Source organism: Mixta intestinalis, assembly GCF_009914055.1.
GTDB lineage: Bacteria > Pseudomonadota > Gammaproteobacteria > Enterobacterales > Enterobacteriaceae > Mixta > Mixta intestinalis.
In genome coordinates, this window is sequence record NZ_CP028271.1 from 1,862,773 (window position 1) to 1,877,665 (window position 14,893).

General features: G+C 52.9%; 18 protein-coding genes. 14 read left to right on the forward strand and 4 right to left on the reverse strand.

What is annotated here, in order from left to right; genetic code table 11:
- Positions 1-45: 45 nt before the first annotated feature.
- The 11 genes from fliJ to C7M51_RS08890 all read left to right on the forward strand — a co-directional run bounded on the left by fliJ (position 46) and on the right by C7M51_RS08890 (position 9,165).
- On the forward strand, positions 46-492 hold the full coding sequence (gene fliJ / locus C7M51_RS08840; protein WP_160621456.1) for a flagellar export protein FliJ: 447 nt from the start codon (positions 46-48) through the stop codon (positions 490-492).
- On the forward strand, positions 489-1,736 hold the full coding sequence (locus tag C7M51_RS08845) for a flagellar hook-length control protein FliK (protein WP_160621457.1): 1,248 nt from the start codon (positions 489-491) through the stop codon (positions 1,734-1,736). Before fliJ ends, C7M51_RS08845 begins: the two co-directional genes overlap by 4 nt.
- Before the next feature lie 132 nt (positions 1,737-1,868).
- On the forward strand, positions 1,869-2,351 hold the full coding sequence (gene fliL / locus C7M51_RS08850) for a flagellar basal body-associated protein FliL (protein WP_160621458.1): 483 nt from the start codon (positions 1,869-1,871) through the stop codon (positions 2,349-2,351).
- A gap of 4 nt (positions 2,352-2,355) precedes the next feature.
- A complete protein-coding gene (gene fliM, locus C7M51_RS08855) occupies positions 2,356-3,363 on the forward strand; it encodes a flagellar motor switch protein FliM (protein WP_141177940.1) in 1,008 nt (335 codons plus the stop codon).
- Complete coding sequence (fliN, locus tag C7M51_RS08860) at positions 3,356-3,766, forward strand: flagellar motor switch protein FliN (protein WP_160621459.1); 411 nt, start codon at positions 3,356-3,358, stop codon at positions 3,764-3,766. The genes fliM and fliN overlap by 8 nt, the downstream gene beginning before the upstream one ends.
- Before the next feature lie 2 nt (positions 3,767-3,768).
- Positions 3,769-4,173, forward strand: a complete 405-nt coding sequence (gene fliO / locus C7M51_RS08865; protein ID WP_160621460.1) for a flagellar biosynthetic protein FliO — start codon at positions 3,769-3,771, stop codon at positions 4,171-4,173.
- The gene (fliP, locus tag C7M51_RS08870; protein WP_160623607.1) at positions 4,173-4,904 is read left to right on the forward strand and encodes a flagellar type III secretion system pore protein FliP; all 732 of its coding nucleotides are present in this window, start codon (positions 4,173-4,175) and stop codon (positions 4,902-4,904) included. Before fliO ends, fliP begins: the two co-directional genes overlap by 1 nt.
- Positions 4,905-4,918: 14 nt before the next feature.
- A complete protein-coding gene (gene fliQ / locus C7M51_RS08875) occupies positions 4,919-5,188 on the forward strand; it encodes a flagellar biosynthesis protein FliQ (RefSeq protein WP_160621461.1) in 270 nt (89 codons plus the stop codon).
- A 37-nt stretch (positions 5,189-5,225) separates the two neighbouring features.
- Complete coding sequence (fliR, locus tag C7M51_RS08880) at positions 5,226-6,011, forward strand: flagellar biosynthetic protein FliR (RefSeq protein ID WP_160621462.1); 786 nt, start codon at positions 5,226-5,228, stop codon at positions 6,009-6,011.
- A 649-nt stretch (positions 6,012-6,660) separates the two neighbouring features.
- Positions 6,661-7,296, forward strand: coding sequence for a transcriptional regulator RcsA (rcsA, locus tag C7M51_RS08885; RefSeq protein WP_160621463.1), 636 nt, complete (start codon positions 6,661-6,663; stop codon positions 7,294-7,296).
- Positions 7,297-7,443: 147 nt separating this feature from the next.
- Entirely contained in the window at positions 7,444-9,165 is a 1,722-nt protein-coding gene (locus C7M51_RS08890; protein ID WP_160621464.1) for a methyl-accepting chemotaxis protein, read from the forward strand.
- Positions 9,166-9,211: 46 nt separating this feature from the next.
- Here the strand turns inward: C7M51_RS08890 and dsrB are convergent, their stop codons facing one another.
- Together dsrB and C7M51_RS08900 are read right to left on the reverse strand one after the other, a co-directional pair.
- Positions 9,212-9,409, reverse strand: a complete 198-nt coding sequence (gene dsrB / locus C7M51_RS08895; protein ID WP_160621465.1) for a protein DsrB — start codon at positions 9,407-9,409, stop codon at positions 9,212-9,214.
- A 57-nt stretch (positions 9,410-9,466) separates the two neighbouring features.
- Entirely contained in the window at positions 9,467-9,625 is a 159-nt protein-coding gene (locus tag C7M51_RS08900) for a YqaE/Pmp3 family membrane protein (RefSeq protein WP_141177948.1), read from the reverse strand.
- A gap of 387 nt (positions 9,626-10,012) precedes the next feature.
- Here C7M51_RS08900 and C7M51_RS08905 point away from each other — a divergent pair, with 387 nt between their 5' ends.
- From C7M51_RS08905 to C7M51_RS08915, 3 genes are all read left to right on the forward strand, one after another.
- Positions 10,013-10,213 carry a DUF2525 domain-containing protein gene (locus C7M51_RS08905; RefSeq protein ID WP_160621466.1) on the forward strand — a complete coding sequence of 67 codons (201 nt, stop codon included), beginning with the start codon at positions 10,013-10,015 and terminating at the stop codon, positions 10,211-10,213.
- Between the two features lie 383 nt (positions 10,214-10,596).
- Positions 10,597-11,403, forward strand: coding sequence for a mannosyl-3-phosphoglycerate phosphatase-related protein (locus C7M51_RS08910; RefSeq protein WP_160621467.1), 807 nt, complete (start codon positions 10,597-10,599; stop codon positions 11,401-11,403).
- 45 nt (positions 11,404-11,448) lie between these two features.
- Positions 11,449-12,669 carry a glycosyltransferase family protein gene (locus C7M51_RS08915; RefSeq protein WP_160621468.1) on the forward strand — a complete coding sequence of 407 codons (1,221 nt, stop codon included), beginning with the start codon at positions 11,449-11,451 and terminating at the stop codon, positions 12,667-12,669.
- 73 nt (positions 12,670-12,742) lie between these two features.
- On the opposite strand, the gene C7M51_RS08920 is transcribed toward C7M51_RS08915, so the two are convergent.
- A complete protein-coding gene (locus tag C7M51_RS08920; RefSeq protein WP_160621469.1) occupies positions 12,743-12,946 on the reverse strand; it encodes a hypothetical protein in 204 nt (67 codons plus the stop codon).
- A gap of 130 nt (positions 12,947-13,076) precedes the next feature.
- Complete coding sequence (gene dgcQ, locus C7M51_RS08925) at positions 13,077-14,753, reverse strand: cellulose biosynthesis regulator diguanylate cyclase DgcQ (RefSeq protein WP_160621470.1); 1,677 nt, start codon at positions 14,751-14,753, stop codon at positions 13,077-13,079.
- Positions 14,754-14,893 lie beyond the last annotated feature (140 nt).

Consider the following 14,893-nt stretch of genomic DNA (forward strand, 5'->3'; position numbering starts at 1 on the left):
TGTCGCCGGGCCAACGCCCGACGCGTGAAGTGAGGTCAACTCAGCATGGCAAAAGCAAACAGTGCAATGGAAACCCTGCGCGATCTGGCGCAAAAAGAGGTGGAGGAAGCGGCCATCCGGCTGGGTACGATGCGTCGCGCCCAGCAGCAGGCTGACGAGCAGCTCACCATGCTGCTGAACTATCAGGATGAATATCGCCACCGCCTGAACGATAACCTCTCTTCCGGCATTGCCAGCTCGCGCTGGAGCAACTACCACCAGTTTATTCAGACGCTGGAAAAGGCGATTGAACAGCATCGACACCAGCTGGCGCAGTGTACGCAAAAGGTCGAGCAGGCGCTGAACGCCTGGCGCAATAAGCAACAGCGGCTGCACGCCTGGGAGACGCTACAGGCACGTTCGCAGGCCAACGAACTACTACAGGAAAACCGTCTCGATCAGAAACGGATGGATGAGTATGCCCAACGGGCATCATTGAGGAAAGGCGAATGATTAAGCTGCCAACATCGGTTAATCCCCTCAGCGTCGATAGCGGTGCTGTCCCTTCTGCCACCTTCGGCGGCGACGGCAAGACGGCCTCCACGCTGCCGGAAGCGTTTTTAACGCTGCTCGGCAATCGTCTGCTGACATTAGCGCCGCAGGCCGGAAACGACGCGACACCGACCGTCGGGACAAAAAAAACGCCGACGGAGAAAGTACCGCCAACCGAACTCAGTTCGCTGCTGGCGGCGCTGGAGAAGCCGGATGCGCTGAATGCGCTGCTGATGCCGGAAAAAACTAAAGAGAGCGACAAGGACGCCGATGATAAGCAGCGGCTAAAACCGGAGACGCTCAGCACGGCCGATCAGCAGGCGTTACAGGCGCTGTTTGCCATGCTGCCTGCGCCGCAGCAACAGCCGCAGAGAGTACAAAGCAGCGAGCTGACGTTGGAGGCTGAAGCTGGCGCTGTCGGCCTGCCGGGAGCGCAGATTGGCAACCTGCAAAAAGCATTGACGCCAGCTAACGCGCCGATCGCTTCAGCGCAGGCTGACGGTGAAAAAACCACGTTAAGCGCCGCGCTACCGGGTAACAGTACCACGCCCGCTTCGGCCAGTAACGCTGATGGCGACAGCCAGCCTGTTTTCCAGACAGCGCTGAACGGCGTATCGCCGGATGAGAAAAAAGAGAATAAAGAGAGTGTGCCGATGCATGCGTTGAATACGCTGTCGGCGGTGATGAACAGCGCCAGCGCCGTCACCACAGCGCCGATGCCCTCAGCCACCGCCATGACGCCAGGCACACCGCAGATTAACGCGCAGCTGGGCAGCCCGGAGTGGCAGCAGGCGGTCAGCCAGCAGGTTCTGATGTTCAACCGTAACGGCGAGCAGAAAGCCGAGCTGCGGCTGCACCCGGAAGATTTAGGCGTGATTCAGATCAGCCTGAGGCTGGATAACGATCAGGCGCAGTTGAGCATGGTTTCCGGTCACAGCCAGGTGCGCGCCGCGCTGGAGGCGGCCCTGCCCCATCTGCGCAACGCGCTGGCGGAGAACGGCATCAACCTGAGCCAGAGCAACGTCAGCAGCGACGCCTTCCCGCAGAGCCAGAGCTTCAGCGGGCAGCAGGAACCGCGTCAGGAGCGTTCGTCGGGCGCATTCTCCCTGACGCCAGAGGCTGACGAAGAGTTAACGCCGCTGGCGGTTCCCGCCTCCCTGCAGGCGCGTGCGGCGGGTAGCAGCGCTGTAGATACATTCGCCTGACGGCAACAAACGCCAAAGGTAAAAGCAAAAGGCGCGTCTTTTCCCCCCATTGACCGGCGAGAGACGCGGGATAATCACTCTCGGCTCGCCACGATGGCCTGCCCCAGATAATTCACAGGGTATTTCTGCAAAATGTCTGATAACGCGAAAGCCAAAGGCCGCAAACGTTCCATCCTGATTCCGGTGTTACTGGTTGTAACGCTGGCCGCTTGCAGCGTGGCAGGCTATGCAGTCTGGCGAATGATGAATAAAACCGGCGGACACGCGGAGTCCGTAAAAGTGGAACCGCCTGCCGCACCGGTCTTTTTTGCTCTTGATACGTTTACGGTTAACCTGGTCAATGCGGATAACGATCCCGATCGCGTGCTGTACGTGGGCTTTACCCTGCGTCTGCCGGATGAGGCGACGCGTCTGCGGATGAATGACTATCTGCCCGAAGTGCGCAGCCGCCTGCTGCTGCTGCTGTCACGCCAGGATGCATTAAAGCTGGCAACGGAGCCGGGCAAGCAGGCGCTGGTAGAACAGATTAAGCAGGTGCTGGCACCGCCGCTGGTTAAGGGCCAACCTGCGCAGGTAGTCAGCGACGTGCTGTTTACCGCCTTCATTTTGAGGTGAGTTAATGGGCGATAGCATTCTTTCCCAGGCTGAGATTGACGCGCTTCTCAACGGCGACAGTGAAAGCGCGGAAGATGAAAAAAATAAGAGTACGGGCGATGACAATATTCGCCCCTACGATCCCAATACCCAGCGTCGCGTGGTGCGCGAACGTCTGCAGGCGCTGGAAATTATCAACGAACGTTTTGCGCGCCAGTTCCGTATGGGGCTGTTTAACCTGCTGCGTCGCAGCCCGGATATCAGCGTCGGCGCGATCAAGATTCAGCCGTACCATGAGTTCGCCCGCAATTTGCCGGTGCCAACTAACCTGAACCTGATCCACCTGAAGCCGCTGCGCGGAACCGCCCTGTTTGTGTTCTCGCCCAGCCTGGTTTTTATCGCGGTGGATAACCTGTTCGGCGGCGATGGACGTTTCCCTACCAAGGTAGAGGGACGCGAATTTACCCATACCGAACAGCGCGTGATCCGCCGCATGCTTAAGCTGGCGCTGGAAGGCTACAGCGACGCCTGGAAAGCGATCTATCCGCTGGATGTGGAGTATGTGCGTTCGGAAATGCAGGTGAAGTTTACCAACATCACCACCTCGCCGAACGACATCGTGGTAACGACGCCGTTTCATGTCGAGATCGGCAACCTGGTGGGGGAATTCAACATCTGTATTCCCTTCAGCATGATTGAACCGCTGCGCGAGCTGCTGGTCAATCCGCCGCTGGAGAACTCGCGCCAGGAAGATCGCCACTGGCGCGAAACGCTGGTGAAACAGGTGCAGCACTCCGAGCTGGAGCTGATCGCCAATTTCGCCGACGTTTCTCTGCGCCTGTCGCGCATTTTGCAGCTGAAGCCGGGCGACGTGTTACCGATCGAAAAGCCGGATCGCATTATCGCTCACGTCGATGGCGTACCGGTATTAACCAGCCAGTACGGCACTCTGAACGGGCAGTACGCGCTGCGTGTAGAACATTTAATTAACCCGATTTTGAATTCGCTGAATGAGGAACAGCCCGATGAATGACAGTAATAAACCGTCCGATGATGCTATCTCTGCGGACGATCTGTGGGCTGAAGCGATGGGCGAACAGGCCGCAGCCGATAGCGTGTCATCCGGCGACAGCGTATTCAAATCGCTGGAGAGTAAAGATCTCGGCGGCTCGTTGCAGGATATCGATCTGATTATGGATATCCCGGTCAAGCTGACCGTGGAACTGGGCCGTACCAGGATGACCATTAAAGAGCTGCTGCGCCTGACGCAGGGTTCGGTAGTGGCGCTGGAAGGTCTGGCCGGTGAGCCGCTGGATATTCTGATTAACGGCTACCTGATCGCTCAGGGCGAAGTGGTGGTGGTGAACGATAAATATGGCGTGCGCATCACCGACATTATTACGCCCTCTGAACGTATGCGTCGTCTGAGCCGTTAACCATGAATAGCTATAGTCAGCAGCCCGCTGCTTCGCACGCCGCCCCGCCCACGTTTTCTACCGGCTCGGCGCTGACGCAGGTCAGCAGCGTGCTGGCGCTTATCGTGCTGCTGATCCTCGCCTGCGCCTGGCTGATGAAACGGCTGGGTTTTGCGCCGAAGCACGTCGGCGGCCCGCAGGCGTTGAACATCAGCGCCAGCGTGCAGGTAGGACAGCGCGAGCGCGTGATCATTGTTAACGTGGACAACGCCCGACTGGTGCTGGGCGTTACCGCGCAACAGATCACGCATCTGCATACGCTGCCAGCACAGGACCCCACACAACAGGAGGCATCGCCCGCTGCGGTGACGCCTGATTTCCGTCAGCTTTTACAGACGTTGGTAAAACGTCCCGGAAAACCGCAATGATTCGTCGTCTGCTTCCGTTGCTGCCTCTGCTGCTGTTAACGCCAGCGGTACATGCTCAGCTGCCCGGTTTGGTAACACAGCCGCTGCCCGGCGGCGGGCAGAGCTGGTCGCTGCCCGTGCAGACGCTGGTATTTATCACCTCGCTAACGTTTTTACCCGCCATTCTGCTGATGATGACCAGCTTTACCCGCATCATCATCGTATTTGGCCTGCTGCGTAACGCGCTGGGGACACCCTCTGCGCCGCCCAATCAGGTACTGCTGGGGCTGTCGCTGTTCCTGACCTTTTTTATCATGGCTCCGGTGTTCGATAAGATTTATCAGGACGCTTATCTGCCGTTCAGTCAGGACAAAATTTCCGTGGATGTGGCGCTGGAAAAAGGCGCGCAGCCGCTGCGTGAATTTATGCTGCGCCAAACGCGTGAAGCAGATTTGGCACTGTTCGCCCGCCTTGCCAATACTGCGCCTATCGCCGGGCCGGAAGCAGTGCCGATGCGTATTCTGCTGCCCGCCTACGTTACCAGCGAGCTGAAAACCGCTTTTCAGATTGGCTTTACCGTCTTTATTCCGTTTTTGATTATCGATCTGGTTATCGCCAGCGTACTGATGGCGCTGGGAATGATGATGGTGCCACCGGCAACCATCGCCCTGCCGTTTAAATTGATGCTGTTTGTGTTGGTGGATGGCTGGCAGCTGCTGGTTGGTTCGCTGGCGCAGAGCTTCTATTCCTGATCCCCGGAGCAATCATGACCCCAGAATCGGTAATGGTCCTTGGCCACGACGCAATGAAAGTCGCCCTGATGGTCGCCGCCCCCCTGTTGCTGGCGGCGTTAATCAGCGGCCTGCTGATCAGTCTGTTGCAGGCGGCAACCCAGGTTAACGAACAGACGCTCTCTTTTATCCCCAAAATTCTGGCGGTGGCGGCTACCGTGGTGGTGGCAGGCCCCTGGATGCTTAACCTGCTGCTGGACTATATCCGCACGCTGTTCAGCAACCTGCCCTATATTATCGGCTAACGGCACTGCCCGTCTCCGCCGCTTTTGCGAGAAATTTATGTTAACGCTGGACAGCAGCCAACTTATGCTCTGGGTCAGTCAGTTCTTCTGGCCGCTGGTGCGCCTGCTTGCGCTGTTCAGCACTGCGCCAATTTTCAGTGAACGTGCCGTCAGTAAAAAGGTCAAAATTGGTCTGGCGGTCATGATTACCTGGATTCTGGCACCAACGCTGCCGCCGACGCAGGTCACATTATTTTCCGTTGGCGGTTTCGGGCTGTTGCTTCAGCAGCTACTGATTGGCATCGCGCTGGGCTTTACCATGCAGTTTGCTTTTGCTGCGGTGCGTATGGCGGGTGAACTCATCGGATTACAAATGGGGCTTTCTTTTGCTACCTTCTTCGATCCCGGTAGCCGATTGAATATGCCGGTACTGGCACGCTTTTTGGATATGCTGGCAATGCTACTGTTTTTGACCTTCAATGGTCACCTGTGGCTAATTTCACTGCTGGCAGACAGTTTTCATACTTTACCGATTGGTGGAGACCCACTTAATGCCAATGCATTCCTGGCGCTTGCTAAAGCCGGGGGGTTAATTTTCCTGAACGGGATGCGCCTGGCGCTGCCGCTAATCATTTTATTACTTACCATCAACCTGGCCCTGGGTTTGTTAAACCGCGTTGCACCACAACTCTCCGTTTTTGCCATCGGCTTCCCTGTAACCTTATCGATCGGAATTTTAACAATCGGTATACTTATGCCGCTTCTGGCCCCTTTCTGTGAGCATCTGTTCAGCGAAGTCTTTGATTTACTTTCTGACATACTTTCTGAGTTACCTAAAAACTAAACTACAACATTTCTTAATGTGCGCCCTACCAATACTTAAGCATCAAAAATGTTTCTGCGCAATTTTCAAACCATTTTTATCAGAATTTCACTAAGGAAATTCTGATAAATGGGTTTTAGATGTGAAAAATATTCGCAATAAATGGGACATCGCGTATTTTAAATATGGAATTCGTAACGGGCTCAACGTCTGGTCCGGCAAAAGATAAACTCGCAAGCGGATGTTTTCGAAAGGAAAAATTTTTTTGCGTTTTTTTCTTGTCTAAATGGATTTTTTGCGGCATTGTCAGCGCTCCTGAGTTCGCCATTCATTCGGGAAACAAATGATTTTAAGATTTGTCCCATCAGGATTATCTTAGTTGTGCGCGATAGTGAAAGCGTCCTGAAAGTTGCAACTGACGCTGAACCGGGGCAAATTGTCATTATGACAAGTAGCAGCTCGCGTTCTGCTGCGCTTAAGGCAGTGATTTATGCTGCCTTACGCAAAATGTGCTGTAAATACAAGGAAGAAAGATGACCTCAACCATGCACCGTTTCGAATTCAGCACAGCTGAGTAAAATTACAAGATTGTTAATAGAAATCTTTCCCGTACCGTAACGCGTATTCATCGTTGATTTAAACGGATAACAAATTGGTGAGGGTCGCTATCATGCCAACGATTATTATGGATTCATGCAACTACACACGTCTGGGATTAATGGATTACATGGCAGCAAAGGGAGTTAAAAAGAAAAATATCTCATCCGTTAATGACATTGAACAGCTACTAATAAAATGCCAGCAGGTAAAACCTGGCGTCGTTTTTATTAATGAAGAATGTTTCATTCACGAAGCCGACTCCAGCGAGCGTATTCGTAATATTATTCTACAGCATCCTGATACGATATTTTTTATCTTTATGGCTATTGCCAATATCCATTTTGAGGAATATCTCTACGTTCGCAAGAACCTGATTATTACGTCAAAATCGATAAAGTCCGCTACGTTAGATAAACTGCTCAGCGGCTATTTACAGAAGAAGGTCAGCACGACCACACGCAGCGTTTCCGGCATCGACGTCAATCCGTTGACGCTCAGCCAGACCGAATCAAATATGCTTAAGATGTGGATGTCGGGGCACGATACCATTCAGATCTCCGATAAGATGCAGATTAAAGCTAAAACGGTTTCGTCACATAAAGGTAATATTAAGCGCAAAATTAAAACCCATAACAAACAGGTGATTTACCATGTGGTGCGCTTAACCGATAATGTGACTTCTGGCATCTATGTCAATGTAAGATAAGAAAAAAGGCCGATTTTTTCGGCCTTTTTTTTCCTTTTGCTATTTGCGACACACTTCTCATTTAATTCATTAATCCTTTTGCTGTGAATGCCGATGCTTATTACGAATCTGTCATCGCTTAACTTACCTTACAGAGAGCAAAAGGATATGAAAACCATCTCCTCCGATGAAACCCAAGAGCAGGTTAGTTTTTGGCAGCACCTGCGTCTGGTTCCGATGTTCACCACGATTTTCAGCGGTATCCTGGTGCTCTTCGCGCTAAGCATTGCACTTTCCGGTTGGTTCCTGCTGCAGAGCAACCGCTCGCTGGACCAGGCAACCCATGAAATTCAGATACGTATGGGAATTTCTAACAGCTCTAATCATTTACGCACCGCCAGACTGGTAGCGATCCATGCTGCTGCGGCGGCGCGTATTGGTGAGATCGATGAGTATCGTACGCTGATTGCCAGTGCCGAGAAGCGTCTGATCCAGGCGCAGCAGAGCTTTGACATCTATCTTCAACGACCACACAAAAGTGAAGCCGACGCTGAACTGGATGAACCGTTAAAAGAGCGTTTTAGTGTCTACCTTAACCAGGGGCTGAAGCCCATGGTGCGTTTCGCGAAAGAGGGCAGTTTTGAGAGCGCCATCGCGCAGGAAACAGACGTTACGCGTAAGCTGGACGACAGCTATAACGAAATTTTACTGAAGGCGATTAAGATTCGTACCGATCGCGCCGATGCGATCAATCATCAGGCGGCAGACCAGGCTAATTTAGGCTTTATCATTATGGGCAGCGCATTTGCCGTAGCGCTGGTGCTGACGCTAATAACCTTTGTTTTCCTGCGTCGGGTAGTGATTCATCCCCTGCATCAGGCGGGCGAGCGCATCGCGCGTATTGCCGCAGGCGATTTAACCGCCCCGCTCCGCCGCTGGGGACGCAGCGAAATCGGTATGCTGAGCGCTAATTTACAGGCGATGCAGCAGGCGCTGGTGAATACCGTCGGCGTGGTGCGTGAAGGTGCCGTGGCGATTTATCAGGGTTCTGGTGAAATAGCCGCAGGCAACACCGATCTTTCATCACGTACCGAGCAGCAGGCTTCCGCGCTGGAGCAGACCGCCGCCAGTATGGAACAGCTAACCGCCACGGTAAAACAGAACGCGGATAACGCGCATCACGCCAGCCAGCTGGCTGCCGACGCCTCCGGCAAAGCGAGCGAAGGCGGTGATATTGTTAGCGGTGTGATTAATACCATGAACAATATTTCCGGCAGCTCGAAGAAAATTGCTGAAATTACCACCGTCATTAACAGTATCGCTTTCCAGACCAATATTCTGGCACTGAACGCAGCGGTAGAGGCGGCACGCGCCGGTGAGCAGGGGCGCGGCTTCGCCGTTGTCGCCAGCGAAGTACGCAGCCTGGCGCAGCGCAGTGCCCAGGCGGCAAAAGAGATCGAAGGGTTGATTGGCGAATCGGTGAATTTAATTCGTCAGGGTTCAGAACAGGTGAGCCATGCCGGAACAACCATGACCGATATCGTTGAGGCGGTGCAGCGCGTTACCGACATTATGTCAGAGATTGCCGCCGCCTCCGACGAGCAGAGCCGCGGCATTCAGCAGGTAAGCCAGGCGGTCACCGAGATGGATAATGTTACCCAGCAGAACGCCTCGCTGGTTGAGCAGGCATCCGCCGCCGCCGCCTCACTTGAGGAACAGGCGGCTCGCCTGACACAGGCGGTTGCCGCTTTTCAGCTAACGCAGCTGGAACAGCCGCTCACCGCATCGGTTAACCTCGCTGCCACCCCGAAAGCGCTGAAAGCCCCACGGCCGAAAACGGAGCAGAAAGGTCAGCCATCATCTGAAGAAGAGAGCTGGGAGACCTTTTAATTCCACCGCGCGTTAAAAAAGCCACCTCCGGAGAGGTGGCTTTTTACTATGCGCTGTCTGCTGCGGGCTCAACAAAAATACCGTCATGATGCCCGGTTTCATTAAAGAACCAGATCCCCAGCGGGTAATCTTCCAGCGCCACCAGATACATGGTGCCTTCGTTAAAGCCTTCTACCGCCAGAATCTTACCGGGCCGACGCGGGCCGCCATCGGTTCTTACCGTCACGCGGTCATTAACCTTCATCTTAATCTGCTCCCCCTGTTCGAATACCTGTACTAACAGCGGAGAATAAACGCGGAACTAGCGCCGCGCAATCACCCAGACCGCATGAATAATACCGGGAATATAACCCAGCAACGTAAGCAGGATATTCAGCCAAAAGGCACCGCCGAAACCGACCTGTAAAAACACCCCCAGCGGCGGCAATATAATCGCAATAATAATACGTAATAAATCCATAGCCCCTCCTGTTTTGCTCGTGTTATCAATCACTCAGTGTAGCAGGCCGTCTGATTCCTTCCTGTAAGCGCAGGTAAATCTGACGATACTTCCCGTGTGCCATTCTGGCTGCTGCCTGTTGCAGGCTAAGAGCAACGCCTTTTGTCTGTGTTATTTGCGTTTCCTTAACGTACTGCAACGAGACTTCTTACACGGCGATTGCTTACACTTCCTGCCACTGCACCAACCCCCACAGGCGCAGTCAACCTAAAAGTAACAAGGATTTTGCCCGCTTAACGCGGGCCTTTTTAGGGGATTTCTTATTTCACCCTTTTCGCGATCGCTGTTGCTGTATTTTTGTACAACTCAACTATACTTTTGCTTTCTGCCTGGTTTCAGGAGATGGCGATGAACGATTACCTCTTTCCCGGCAACGCTGCTATGCCCACCCCTTCCTCTTCTGATCATACCGAGGCATTCAGTAAAATGGATAGCTACAGCGAATGGGAGCAGGAACAGCATGCGAGATTGCTTAATGCCGTCTCACCTGAGCTGGCACAGCGTTTTGAGCTGGATATTCGTGATTGCTGGATAAGCGAAATAAAGTAGCTTACCCATTCCGCAGGCAAAAAAATCCCGACCCTGAACCGGGTCGGGAAGACAGCATTGTCAAAAAAATTCGTTACACCAGGAAACTCCTTTACCGCTCCAGAATACAATTATTGCCACCCAGGAAAAATCCTGGTTTCTGATGGTTACAAATGCTGCCGTTTCGCTCCAGTTTGGGTTAAATCTTTAAAATCGACAGGTTAGCCTTCTTTAAATACCGCACCTGATTATTATCAACCCGCTTTTTTGCGCTTTAATTCCAGAATATTCTGAGCAGGAAGTTAACTTCCCTGTCACCTCCACCCCGGCATAGTTAACAACTCTCGTTATACTTAGGCATCAGTATTTATCGTAGCGGACGCCGTTACCACGAGGACTTTGCCATGCCGAATTTGCAAGATCCCTTAATGATCGTCACCGACCTCGATGGTTCCCTGCTGGATCACCATACCTATAGCTGGCAACCGGCGGAGAGCTGGCTGGCCCGCCTGCGCGAAGCGCAGATACCGTTAGTGATCTGTACCAGTAAAACCTCTGCGGAAATTATCCCGCTGCAACAGCGGCTCGGCTTTTCCGGTGCGCCCTTTATCGCCGAGAACGGCGCGCTGGTGCAGATTGATAACGCCAAAGGCGAGATGGTGCGTTACCACGCCGGTAAAAACTACGATGAGATTTGCCACTGCCTGCGCCGCCTGCAACAACAGCACCATTTTCGTTTTACCGGCTTTGTGGATTTTACTGAAAAAGAGCTGGCGGATATTACCGGGTTGCCGCCCGCAAGCGTTGCGCTGGCACGGATGCGCGAGGCATCGGAGCCGCTGGTATGGCGCGACAGTGACGAGCAGCTGGTGCGTTTTCGTCAGGCGCTGGAACAGGAGGCGCTGATGCTGGTAGAGGGTGGACGGTTCTGGCACGTCATGCCCAAAGGCAGCGGCAAAGACGCGGCGCTGCGCTGGCTGCTACAAAACATGACCACTTCAGGAGGAAAGCGTTTCATTACCGTTGGACTTGGCGACGGCCCTAACGATGCGCCGATGCTGGACAGCGTCGATTATGCCGTAGTGATCAAGGGATACAGCAAAAGCCCGGTAGCGCTGACGCGACAGGATGAGCGTCATGTTTATCAGACGATGGAATATGGCCCCACCGGCTGGTGTGAAGGCCTCGACTATTTTATCTCGCAGGAATGATCTCATCGCGGCCCTTGCGCCCGATTGACGTATGTGGAGCCAGATATGAGTGATTTTTTCCAGAACGGCGTAATTACCAATTTTCATAACCTGACCGGGCGCTCAACCGAGGCGCTGGAAAGCGAAATGGTGCAGTTCGCACATAAACGTAAAATGGGATTGATTTTGCCTTCGCTGTTTTCCGAACTGGAAGGCCCGGCTCTCGATCATATCGTCGAGGAGCTGGCGAAAGTGCCCTACCTGGAGGAGATTGTCATTGGCCTCGATCGCGCCGATCGCGATCAGTTTCTTTTTGCCCGTGAATTTTTCTCACGCCTGCCGCAGCGTCACCGCATCCTGTGGAACGATGGCCCGCGCCTGAAGGCGCTGGACGCCGAGCTGGATAAAGAGGGTTTATCACCCAGCCAGCCGGGTAAAGGGCGTAACGTCTGGTTCTGTACCGGCTATACGCTCGCCTCCGATCGCTGCAGCTGCGTGGCGCTGCACGATTGCGATATCGTCACCTATGAGCGCGGTATGCTGGCGCGCCTGCTCTACCCGCTGGCAAATCCGGCATTTCAGTATGAGTTCTGTAAGGGTTTTTATGCGCGCGTGGCGAATAATAAGCTGAACGGGCGCGTGGGGCGTCTGCTGGTGGGGCCGCTGCTGCGCTCATTACAGCAGGTGTATGGACATTCCGACTATCTCGATTATCTCATCAGCTTCCGCTATCCGCTTTCCGGCGAGTTTGCCATGCGTACACATGTGCTGAACAATATCAAAATCCCCGGCGACTGGGGGCTGGAGATCGGCGTACTGTCTGAGATTTACCGCAACTACACTACGCGCCAGAGCTGCCAGGTGGAAATTGCGCATAACTACGATCACAAGCACCAGCCGCTCTCCGAAGAGGATGGCACCGGCGGCCTGCGCCGCATGAGCAATGATATAGTTCAGTCCCTGCTGCGTAAATTGGCCACGATGGGCGTCAATCTGACCAGCGACTCTTTCCGCGTACTGAAGGCCACCTACTACCGTAACGCGCTGGATATGATGGAAATCTACAGTCATGAAGCCAGCATGAACGGACTGCATTTCGATCAGCACAGTGAAGAAGCGGCGGTAGAGATGTTTACCCAGGCGATTCTCGACGCCGGGCAATCTTTTATGGAACGGCCTAACGATAAACCGTTTATTCCCAGCTGGAGCCGCGTGCAATCTGCCTTCCCGGATATTTTGCAGCGCATTTACCAGGCGGTGGAAGAAGATAATCAGGGGAAAGTTTAATTCGCTCTGCGGACGCGCCAGCGTCCGCATGGCAACGGTATAAGGTTATCCATATAAAATATAAGAAATAATTTTAAACTTTATCTTCAAAGAAAAAATTCATAATGAGTATTGCTATATATTTGAAGCCAAAAAAAGAAACGATACTAAGCAGTACATCATAGAAATGTTGAGGGCTGGCATTATGCATTACTTTAAGAGAAGATAAGTGTGCAAATAATATGGCATGACATAAGCCAAAAATATTTGATATAGCCATTTTTTTCATTGCGTTCATGCTACTTACCTTAACATTCCTTAGATTAATTCCGTTCAATCAAACAAATTGAACATCATAAAAAAGTAATAGCAATGCATTTTATTTCAACAAAATAAAAAGAGCTAGCGTATACGTATTGCGGGCACACTTAATCCAGCCAGCAGATTTGATTACGGCCACGCTGCTTCGCCATATAGAGCCGACGGTCAGCAACCGGCTGTAGTTTCTCAATATCCCAGCTTCCCTGCTCCTGACTGCTAACCACGCCAAACGAAGCGGTAATAAGTAGAGAATGTTTCTCATCAATTTCCAGCTTTGCGGCAGCCAGCGTGCTACGTATCCGTTCCGCTACTTTACTCGCCTCTTGCCCATCGGTTTCGGGTAGCACGATACAAAACTCTTCCCCACCGATGCGCCCACACAGATCGCTGGCTCGCAGCTGTGACAGGATCACCGTGGCCGTATGCTGCAACGCCCGATCGCCAATATGATGCCCCCAGGTATCATTTACCTGTTTAAAATGATCGATATCCAGCTGTATTAAAGCCAACGGCTGCTGGTGAAGCTCACACAGCGCACAGAGAGGATTTGCCTGCTCAAAAAAGGTTCCCCGATTTAACAGCTGCGTCAGTGGATCATAGCTGGCGCGCTGATAAAGATTGCGCTGTAGCTTCAACAGCTTATCTACCAGGCGTTCAACGGTTAGCCAGGCAAGCAGCAGCATTAAGGTAAAAAACAGCCAGATGATCAGCAGAACCAGCGTAACGCGCCCGGTTTCGCCCTGAATACCTTCCTTCAGGGACTGTACGCTAAGCAGAAGGCCATCAAAATTATGCATGCGCGTCCAGCTGACAAAACGACTGCCAATGCGTAACTGCCCCCTGCTACCCTGCGCCATCTGCTGACGCAGCTGCTCGCGCTCCGCCGCATCAAAGAGCGCCTCTGCGTCCCGCAAGGGAATACTGCCGGAGGCGGCCAGTGGTTTCCTCGCGCGATCTAATAACAGCACGGTATCCTGCCCGCCGACAGGTATTGCCTGCCGTAAGTAGGTATAAATCTTGTCGCTGGCAAAATCCATCGCCAGCACGCCGTACCAGTAGTTATCATCATCAACCGGCACGCTAACTGTAACCACCACGCCCCCATTAAGGCTGTCAGGATAAGAGGCGGTCCAGCGCAGCCGACGGGTTGGGTTACGCTCAGGCATCATATCGGTGAAATAGGCACGATGGATCATGGTGTAATAACTGGACAATATCTGCTGGCTATCGACGGGAGGAACAGAACTGATAAAAAAACCAGCTCGTGACAGATACCACAGACGTTGTTCGAAATCTTTTTCAGGTTCAGTAAATTGCAGTATAAAGCTGAATTCCAGTGCAGCGCGAAGCTCATTCTGGAGCCGATAGCCATTGCTGCGATCGAGCAGCGCTAAAGAACGCAGCCACAGATCGGAAACGCCGTTCAGCGGCATATTGCGCTGCGTGTTCACGTTCAGACTCCAGCTCGGCTGCAAGCGCAGCTCATTGAACAAGCGTATAGCGTACCGGCTGTCATTTGTATCCCGCGGGTTGGCCAGCGCATATTGCAACATACGACGGTAAAACAGCAGGCTATCAAGGCTAAACTGAAATTGACGCTCCAGCCGATCGGCCACGGCAGAAAGTTTAATCTGTCGTTCCGTTTCATAGGTTTCTTTCAGCACCAACACTTCACGCCAGGTCAGAAAGGTAGAGAAAAACAAAACCAGGATAAAGCAGAGGTGAACAATAGCATGTGGATGCCGTTCCGATCTCAGGCGGCGAAACAAAGAATTAATCAACACGCCTGAGCACTCCCGGTTTAAGCCATGATAACTACAGTGTAGTCACTGTTTTTCACTTATCGTCTGCGGAAAAAGCTATCCGTCAGAGGAATAGCGGCGCTGTTTCGGTAACACCGGACCCAGGCTGATGTTCGCCTGCG